Annotated in this window: 7 protein-coding genes; all 7 read right to left on the bottom strand. The window is 31.8% G+C overall.

All coding sequences use genetic code 11. The features are described 5' to 3' along the window. Positions 1–53: 53 nt before the first annotated feature. The 7 genes from hisA to Q0C58_RS10355 all read right to left on the bottom strand — a co-directional run bounded on the left by hisA (position 54) and on the right by Q0C58_RS10355 (position 7,235). A complete protein-coding gene (hisA, locus tag Q0C58_RS10325) occupies positions 54–797 on the bottom strand; it encodes a 1-(5-phosphoribosyl)-5-[(5-phosphoribosylamino)methylideneamino]imidazole-4-carboxamide isomerase (RefSeq protein WP_290701013.1) in 744 nt (247 codons plus the stop codon). A gap of 138 nt (positions 798–935) precedes the next feature. Next, the gene (hisH, locus tag Q0C58_RS10330; RefSeq protein ID WP_290701017.1) at positions 936–1,517 is read right to left on the bottom strand and encodes an imidazole glycerol phosphate synthase subunit HisH; all 582 of its coding nucleotides are present in this window, start codon (positions 1,515–1,517) and stop codon (positions 936–938) included. A gap of 90 nt (positions 1,518–1,607) precedes the next feature. Then, the gene (gene hisB, locus Q0C58_RS10335; protein ID WP_290701020.1) at positions 1,608–2,750 is read right to left on the bottom strand and encodes a bifunctional histidinol-phosphatase/imidazoleglycerol-phosphate dehydratase HisB; all 1,143 of its coding nucleotides are present in this window, start codon (positions 2,748–2,750) and stop codon (positions 1,608–1,610) included. Positions 2,751–2,828: 78 nt separating this feature from the next. Next, the gene (hisC, locus tag Q0C58_RS10340; RefSeq protein ID WP_290701023.1) at positions 2,829–3,860 is read right to left on the bottom strand and encodes a histidinol-phosphate transaminase; all 1,032 of its coding nucleotides are present in this window, start codon (positions 3,858–3,860) and stop codon (positions 2,829–2,831) included. A gap of 88 nt (positions 3,861–3,948) precedes the next feature. Next, the gene (hisD, locus tag Q0C58_RS10345) at positions 3,949–5,232 is read right to left on the bottom strand and encodes a histidinol dehydrogenase (RefSeq protein WP_290701026.1); all 1,284 of its coding nucleotides are present in this window, start codon (positions 5,230–5,232) and stop codon (positions 3,949–3,951) included. Between the two features lie 68 nt (positions 5,233–5,300). Next, on the bottom strand, positions 5,301–6,158 hold the full coding sequence (hisG, locus tag Q0C58_RS10350; RefSeq protein WP_290701029.1) for an ATP phosphoribosyltransferase: 858 nt from the start codon (positions 6,156–6,158) through the stop codon (positions 5,301–5,303). A gap of 264 nt (positions 6,159–6,422) precedes the next feature. Further along, a complete protein-coding gene (locus Q0C58_RS10355; protein ID WP_290701032.1) occupies positions 6,423–7,235 on the bottom strand; it encodes a prohibitin family protein in 813 nt (270 codons plus the stop codon). Positions 7,236–7,243: the final 8 nt, after the last annotated feature.

Genomic DNA, 7,243 nt, shown 5'->3' on the forward strand with positions numbered 1-7,243 from the left:
AACTATACTATTACTTTTATTGTGGATTCCTGCCTACGCAGGAATGACAAAAACTATTTATTAATTATATAATTCTCTAATTGTTTTAAGCTAATTCTATTCTCATAAATGGCTTTCCCAATGATTACGCCTTCACAACCTAACTCGGCTAACTTAGGTAACTCACTAAAAGTTGAAATTCCTCCAGAAGCTATTAGCTTAATAGATTCTTCCTTTTGTTCTGAATGACAGTCTTTTAAAATACGCTCATACAGCTCAAAACTTGGACCTTCAAGCATACCATCTTTAGAAATATCTGTGCAAATAACATAGCTTGCTCCTTTTTTTTGATAGTCTTGAATAAAAGGAATCACTTTTAAATCGCTTTCTTCTAACCAACCACTAATTGCTATGTTTTCGTTATTACAATCGGCTCCAAGAATAATTTTATCGCTTCCATATTTAGTTAACCATTCTTGAAAAACGTCAGGACTCTTAACAGCAATACTTCCTCCTGTTACTTGAGAAGCTCCAGAATTAAAAGCAATCTTTAAATCTTCATTGGTTTTTAATCCACCACCAAAATCGATACTTAAGCTCGTTTTACTTGCTATTAATTCTAATACTTTATAGTTTACTATGTGTTTTGCTTTTGCGCCATCTAAATCGACTACGTGCAAATGCTTAATACCAGCAGCTTCAAATTCTTTAGCAACCTCTAATGGGCTTTCGTTATATGTTTTTTTAGTGTTATAATCGCCTTTACTTAAACGAACACACTTTCCGTCGATAATGTCTATTGCTGGTATTATTCTCATAATATTCCCTTTGAAAAAAGGGATCTTTTTTTAATTAATATTCTCTTTTTTTGTAGATTCCTGCCTTCGCAGGAATGACAAATATTTCTTTTAATAATACCTACACGATTTTTGAAACCTTGCAGGAAAAACAACGTGCTAAAGCGCTAAAAAATTCTTCAAAATTTGTTCTCCTACTACACTACTTTTCTCTGGATGAAATTGTACACCATAAAAATTATCTTTCTGTAATGCTGATGCGTAATTAAACTCGTAATTTGTTGTTGCAATTTGCTCGTTACACGCTTCAGCATAAAAACTATGTACTAAATACATAAAAGCATCTTCTTTAATGTTTTTAAACAATGGTGATTTTAATTCTGAAATAGTGTTCCATCCCATTTGCGGTACTTTTACATTGTTTGAAAAGCGTTTAACATCCACATTAAAAATACCTAAACCTTTAGTGTTTCCTTCTTCAGAAGATTTACACATTAATTGCATACCTAAACAAATTCCTAAAACAGGTTGTTTTAAGTTTGGAATTAAAGCGTCTAAACCAGATGCTCTAAGCATTTTTACTGCTGAATTTGCCTCTCCAACGCCTGGGAAAATTACTTTATCTGCAGCTTTTATTACTTCAAGATTGTTAGACAAAACAGCATCTACACCAAGTCTTTTAAAAGCAAATTGAATGCTTTTAATATTTCCTGCTCCATAATTTATTATAACTAGTTTCATTCTTCTGTTATTCCTACTAAGGCAGGAATCTATTTTTTAATTATTTTTAGCTTGTGGATTCCTGCCTAGGCAGGAATGACAAAAACTATTCTATAACATTCCTTTAGTTGATGGTAAAAACATTTTATTAGAGTCTCTTTTTACTGCCATTTTGATAGCTTTTGCAAAAGCCTTAAAAATACCTTCTATTTTATGGTGCTCGTTTACGCCTTCAGCTTTTATGTTTAAATTACATTTTGCACCATCTGTAAACGATTTAAATAAATGGAAAAACATTTCAGTTGGCATATCTCCTATTTTTTCACGTTTAAAATTAGCTTCCCACTCTAACCAATTTCTACCTCCAAAATCTACTGCTACTTGCGCTAGACAGTCGTCCATTGGCAAACAAAAACCGTAACGTTCTATTCCTAATTTACTACCTAAAGCTTTATTAAATAATTTACCTAAAGCAATCATGGTATCTTCGATGGTATGGTGCTCATCCACCTCCAAATCACCTTTTACTTTAACGGTTAAATCCATTGCTCCATGACGACCAATTTGATCTAACATATGATCGAAAAAAGATAAACCAGTATCAATATCGTTTTTACCAGAACCATCTAAATTTAATTTAATATAAATTTGTGTTTCGTTGGTATTACGTGTAATTTCCTCTACACGGTCTTCAAGTTTTAAAAATTCGTAAATGGTTTCCCAGTCTGTACTTGTTAAAGCGATACAGTCTAAAATAGCTTGTTTAGACGTTTCAATTTCATCTGCTCCTAATTCAGGATCTTCAGATAAAAAAATGCCTTTTGCTTCTAAATTTTTAGCCAATTCCATATCAGTAATGCGATCTCCTAATACAAAAGAATTTTCTAAATCGTATTTTTCTTTATCAAAATACTGCGTTAACAAACCTGTTCTTGGTTTGCGTGTTTCGGCATTTTCATGCGGAAATGTTTTATCTATAAAAACTTCAGTAAAAACAATACCTTCTTTTTCAAAAGCGCTTATTACTTTATTTTGAGCAGGCCAAAAGGTGTCTTCAGGAAAAGAATCTGTTCCTAAACCATCTTGGTTTGTAATCATTACCAATTCGTAATCCAATTCTGAAGCTATTTTAGCCATGTATTGAAACACTTTTGGGTAGAATTCTAACTTCTCTAAACTATCTAGTTGATAATCTACTGGTGGCTCTAATACTAATGTTCCGTCTCTATCTATAAATAATATTTTCTTACTCATACCTATTTCCGCGAAAGCGGTAATCTTTTAATTAATCTTTCAATTGTGGATTCCTGCCTGTGCAGGAATGACAAAACATTACGCTATTTCGTTTAGTACTTTTATTAATTGTTTATTCTCTTCAGAGGTCCCAAGAGTAATACGAACACAATTATCAACTTGCATACTTCTGTTTCTAATAATTACTTTTTCTTCTATTAGGTATTGATACGTTTTATTAGCATCATCAACTTCTACCAACAAAAAATTAGCATCTGTAGGATGTATTTTTTTTACTATCGATAGCTTACTTAATGCTTCTTTTAACTTTGTTCTTTCGTCAAGAATTGTTTGAATGTTTTTAGTAACCACTTCAACATTATTTAAGCTTTTTAAAACTGCTTCTTGATTTAAAGTACTAACATTATAAGGTGGTTTTACACGATTATATAATTTAATAATTTCCTCACTTGCATAAGCAACTCCTACTCTAACACCTGCTAATCCCCAAGCTTTGCTAAATGTTTGACTTACAATTAAGTTATTGTATTTATTAATGTTTTTAATAAATGATGCTTGTGCACTAAAATCTATATAAGCCTCATCAACTACAACAATGCCTTCAAAATTTTCTAAAACATATTCAATGTCTTCAGGATTAATGTTATTTCCTGTTGGATTATTAGGCGAACAGATAAAAATAATTTTTATGTCTTCGAAATCTAAATACGGTTGTAATTGGTTTAGACTAATTTGAAAATCGTTAATTAATGGTTGCGAAATAACTTCTATATTATTAATATTCGCAGACACATCGTACATACCGTAAGTTGGCGAAAAGGTTAACACCTTGTCTTTTCCTGGTTCACAGAAAATACGAAACGCTAAATCGATAACTTCGTCACTACCATTTCCAACAAAAATCTGATTTGTTTCTACCTTTTTAATAGCAGATAACTTTTGTTTAATGTCTTTTTGTTGTGGATCTGGATATCTATTTAAAGTTCCAAATGGGTTTTCGTTTGCATCTAAAAAAACATCAGCAGCACCTTTAAACTCATCTCTTGCAGATGAATATGGGTTTAATGCTTTAATATTGTCTCTAACGAGATTGTTTATATTTATATTCATATTATTTCTTAAAAGTGGATTCCTGCCTTCGCAGGAATGACAAAAAAGTCGTCTTTTTATAGATTCTTCGCTGTGCTCTGAATGACAGTTACATTAAATCTTTCAACCTTAAAGTTACAGCATTTTTGTGCGCTTGTAAACCTTCGGCTTCAGCCATTAACTCAATTGTTTTTCCAATATTTAAAATACCTTCTTTAGTTATTTTTTGGAACGTAATAGCTTTTGTAAAGCTATCTAAATTCACACCAGAATAGGCCTTGCTAAATCCGTTAGTTGGTAAGGTATGGTTGGTTCCAGAAGCGTAATCACCAGCACTTTCTGGTGTGTAATTACCAATAAACACTGAGCCTGCATTAACAATTCGGCTTACAAACAAATCTTCGTTTTCTACACAAACTATAAAGTGTTCTGGACCATACGCGTTAATCATTTCTAAAGCTACATCATCATTTTCAACATAAATTAGCTTTGAATTTGCTATTGCTTTTCTTGCTATTTCTTTTCTTGGCAGTTTTTCTAATTGTTGTTCAACTTCATTTGAAACTTTAGTAATCAAACCTTTAGACGTTGACACTAAAATAACTTGACTATCAGTACCATGTTCTGCTTGACTTAACAAATCTGAAGCTACGTAAACTGGATTTGCAGTATCGTCTGCAACAATTAATAATTCGCTTGGACCTGCAGGCATATCGATAGCTACACCATGTTTTGTAGCTATTTGTTTTGCTACAGTAACGTATTGATTACCTGGTCCAAAAACTTTATAAACTTGAGGTATTGTTTCTGTACCAAAAGTTAAACCAGCAATGGCTTGTATTCCACCAACTTTAAAAATTTTAGTAACACCACATAAATTAGCAGTGTATAAAATTTCGTTTGCTATTTTTCCTTCAGCATTTGGAGGTGTACATAATATAATCTCTTTACAACCGGCTATTTTTGCTGGAACTACCAACATTAAAATAGTTGAAAATAATGGTGCTGTTCCACCAGGAATATATAACCCTACTTTTTCTATCGCTCGTTTTTCTTGCCAACAATTAACACCTTTTACAGTTTCTACGCGAACTGTTTCTGTTTTTTGAGCAGCATGAAATGCTTCAATATTATTTTTGGCTTGTTGTATTGCATTTTTTAAATCGTTAGACACTAGCGCTGAAACATTTGCTAATTCTTCAGCAGTTACAATATTTGAATCTAGTTCGCACTTGTCGAATTTTTTGGTGTATTTGGCAATGGCTTGATCTCCATTTTTAGAGACATCTTCAAAAACCTCTTTTACAGTGTTTTCTATATCATCAACTGCTTGTGTAGGCCTTTTTAATAAGGCTGACCAGGTTGATTTATTTGGGTTTAGTATAGTTTTCATTTAAAATATTATTAAGCATCTTCTCGATACAATTTTTCGTGCCTCAAAATCACTCGAAGTGACGTCCATTATAGTACCATTTTCTCAATAGGACAAACCAAAATACCTTGAGCGCCTTTAACTTTAAGCTCATCGATAACTTCCCAAAATTGATTTTTATCGATAACAGAGTGCACGCTACTCCAACCTTCTTTTGCTAACGGTAAAACTGTTGGGCTTTTCATTCCTGGTAAAACAGAGATAATCTCGTCTAACTTATCATTAGGTGCATTTAATAAAACATATTTAGAATTTTGTCCTCTTAAAACAGATTGAATTCTAAATTGAATTTTTTCTAATCGCTCTTTATTTTCTTCAGAAATATTTGGAGATACTGCAAGCACTGCTTCAGATTTTAAAAGTACTTCAATCTCTTTTAAGCCGTTTTTAAATAAGGTGCTTCCACTAGAAACTATATCACAAATACCATCTGCTAAACCAATATTTGGTGCTATTTCAACAGAGCCATTAATAATATGAAGATTAGCTTTAATACCATTTTCATCTAAAAACTTATTAACTGTTTTAGGATAAGAAGTCGCAATACGTAAGTTATTTAAATCTTTTAAACTTTCTGCCTTAGACTCTTTTGGCACTGCAATAGAGACTTTACATTTAGAGAACCCTAAACGCTCTACAATTGGTAGGTCTTCTCCTTTTTCTATTAATACATTTTCGCCAATAATAGCAACATCTACAACGCCATCTCTTAAGTATTGTGGTATATCTCCATTACGTAAATAAAAGACTTCTAACGGAAAGTTTTGTGCAGATGCTTTTAATTGGTCTTTACCATTATCTATTGAAATTCCTATATTTTTTAGGAGCCTCATTGAGTCTTCATTAAGTCTACCAGATTTTTGGACTGCAATTTTAAGTTTGTTCATTTCAATTTTTTTAATTTGAGTAAATCGAAATGAGTAGAAATAAAAAACCCGTTCGATATGCTCAAACGGGTTTTTAATATGTTGAATTTATTCAATACACTTTCAGCTCGCTTGATTGCTAGTATGAAAATAATGATGATGTAATTGGATAAATGTCATTTGCTTATTTGTTCTTTGCAAAGATTGTGAAAATTAGTTTTTAAATCCTAATTAAAAGAATCTAAAATTTAATTTTTATGAAATCTTTAATATTTTAAACCTAATTTATTGATTTCCTAAAATTATAGGCATTCCACTTTCTCCAGAACCAATTATAATAACCTTACTATTTGGTGATTCAGACAATTTAACTGTTGCCTCAATACCTTTATCTTGTAAAATTTTATCTGTTAAAGAGGCACTTAAAATACGGTTAGATTCTGCTTTACCTTTAGCGTCTATAATTACTTTTTCTGCTTCTTTAGACGCTGTTACTAGTCTAAACTCATACTCTAAAGACTCTTGCTCTTGCTTTAATTTACGCTCAATGGCTTGCTTAATTGTTGGCGGTAATTTAACGTCTTCAACTAAAACTCTTTTTACAATTAAAAATTGACCTTCTAATAACTTAGTAACTTCATCTAAAATTTCTTGCTCAATAACATCTCGTTTACTAGAGTATAATTGCTCTGGAGTATAACGACCTACAACACTTCTAGCAGCTGCATTTACTGCTGGATCAAGTAATTCGCGTTCATAATCTTCACCTTTAGTTTTAATTAACTTACCTAAGTTACTGTATTCTGGCTCATACCAAATAGTTCCGTTTACTTTAACTTCTAATCCATTTACAGATAACACATTCATCTCGTCTGAAATAGATTGTTGGCGCACTTTACGAACAATCATATCATTCCAAGGTGCCACAATATGAAAACCTTCTCCATACGTTTTGTCTGTATTAATACCATCTCCTAATCTTTCGAAGATAACACCACCTTCTCCAGGGCCTATAGTTACTGCAGATTTTGCAATTAAAAACACAATTACTACAATTCCTATTATTACTGGCACTCCTAATTTTGGTAATTTTTCCATTTTATTTC

Source organism: Lacinutrix sp. (assembly GCF_023299985.1).
Taxonomy (GTDB): domain Bacteria; phylum Bacteroidota; class Bacteroidia; order Flavobacteriales; family Flavobacteriaceae; genus Lacinutrix.